The 2040-nt window shown below is 66.6% G+C and carries 2 protein-coding genes; both read left to right on the top strand.

What is annotated here, in order from left to right; translation table 11 throughout:
- Positions 1-36 precede the first annotated feature (36 nt).
- On the top strand, positions 37-1476 hold the full coding sequence (locus KBI5_RS24555; protein ID WP_085016619.1) for an ATP-binding protein: 1440 nt from the start codon (positions 37-39) through the stop codon (positions 1474-1476).
- The gene (locus KBI5_RS24550; protein WP_085016618.1) at positions 1473-1889 is read left to right on the top strand and encodes a response regulator; all 417 of its coding nucleotides are present in this window, start codon (positions 1473-1475) and stop codon (positions 1887-1889) included. Before KBI5_RS24555 ends, KBI5_RS24550 begins: the two co-directional genes overlap by 4 nt.
- Positions 1890-2040: the final 151 nt, after the last annotated feature.

Below are 2040 nucleotides of genomic sequence, written 5' to 3'. Positions count from 1 at the left end.
CATCCTCACTCTCGACAACCCCGCTGACCTGCATAAATGACTTTGCGGGTCACCCTGGCGGCGGGACAGGGGGCCGCCGCCCTTGCACTGGCGATCTCCGGACTCTCTCTCGTCGAGTCGGCCGTGGATCGGAATTTCGGCATAGACGAACTTCTCTTCATCGACCAGGCCACAGCCTCGCAGTCTCATCCGGGGCGGATCGTGCCTTTCGGCGCGGCCATTCTGGCGCTGTTGTCGCTCGCCCTGCTACTGTTCGATACCCGCCGGTGGCGAGGAAGGTACGTGGCCCAGGCCCTGGTCTGCGTCGCGKGGTTCATCTCCTTTACGGTGCTGCTGAGCTATCTGTACGGGGTCGATTTCACTTCCGGTTACACGAGGGTCGCCGTCCCGGCGGCGGTCGCCACGCTGGTGCTGTCGGTCGGAGCGACGCTGGCGCGGTTGGGTTATACCCCGCTGGCGATCCTGGCGAGTTCCGGGGCCGGCGGGGGCGTCGCCCGCCAGTTGCTGCCGGCCACGGTCATCGTCCCGGTCCTTGTCGGGACGACCGCGGTGGCGCTGTGGCGGCTCGGGTTCTACGGCGTCGCGTTCCGGGGTGCCCTGGTGGTCTCCTATACCGTGGTCATGCTGCTGGCGGTCACCGTCGGGATCTGCCGGCGGCTGGATCATGCCGATGCCGAAAGACTGCGCGTCTCCGCCGATCTGGCCGCGGCCAACGAGCGGTTGGCGGGGACGAACGCCCGGTTGGCGGAGGCGAACACGCGCCTCGTCGAGGCCAACAAGCGGATGCACGAGGCCATCGACGAGCTCGGCAGTTTCACCTACAGCGTCTCCCACGACCTGCGGGCGCCACTGCGGTCGATGAGCGGTTTCTCCCGAATCCTGATGGACGAGTACGCCGAGGACATGCCCGAGCAGGCCCGCGGCTATCTCGACCGGGTGCAACGCAGCTCCGACCGGATGGGCGCGTTGATCGACGACCTGCTCGCCTTCTCCCGCCTGGGCAGGCAGCCCATGAGTAAGCGGGAGGTGGACCCGGCGGCGATCGTGTCCGCGGTGCTGGCGGAGCAAGAGGGCGACCGCGCCGGCCGCCCGGTGCGGATCACCGTCGGGGATCTTCCCCGTGGGGTGGCCGACCCGGTGCTGCTCAAGGTGGTCTACACCAACCTGCTGTCGAACGCGGTCAAGTTCACCCGGGGCCGTGACCCCGCCCGCATCGAGATCGGCAGCCGCCGCGAGAACGGGCGGGTGGTCTTCTACGTCGCCGACAACGGGGCCGGTTTCGATCCGCGGTATGCGGACAAGCTGTTCGGGGTGTTCCAGCGGCTGCACCGCTCGGAACAGTTCGAGGGAACGGGTGTCGGTCTCGCGCTGTGCCAGCGCGTCATCGCCCGCCATGGCGGGCGGATCTGGGCGGAGGCGGCGCAGGGGAAAGGCGCGACCTTCTTCTTCACTCTGAGCGAGGAGGTATCGGCGTGAACATCGAAAGACCGAACATTCTGCTGGTGGAGGATGATCCCGACGATATCGAACTTACCCTGCACGCGCTGCATACAAAGAACATCATGGCTTCGATCGAGGTTCTCCGGGACGGAGCCGAGGCGCTCGCCTTCCTCTTCCGTACCGGCCCCTACGCCGACCGGTCGCCGGACAGGGATCCGAAGGTCGTTCTACTCGATCTCAAGCTGCCGAAGGTCGACGGCCTGGAGGTCCTGCAACGACTGAAAGGYGACCCGGCCCTTCGGACCGTGCCGGTGGTGATGCTGACTTCCTCCCACGRGGAACGGGACATCGTGGCCAGCTACGATCTCGGCGTCAACAGCTACATCGTCAAACCGGTCGACTTCCCTACCTGCCAAGATGATGTGAGACAGAGGTCATCGTCAGTCTAGGCTAGGTATGGCGGGTAGGGAGGGGKTGATCGTGGCGATGGTGCTGACGGCCGGGCGGGGCCTGGTCGATGATGGTCGGGTGGATGACGAGCCCGAGCGGCCGCGGCCTGACCCGGAGGTCGAGCCGAAGGCGAAGCGGCGGACGTTCACG

The sequence above is a fragment of the Frankia sp. KB5 genome (genome assembly GCF_002099325.1).
Lineage (GTDB): Bacteria > Actinomycetota > Actinomycetes > Frankiales > Frankiaceae > Frankia > Frankia casuarinae.
Note: the sequence above shows the minus strand (reverse complement) of the source record. Positions and strands in the feature narration are given on the sequence as shown.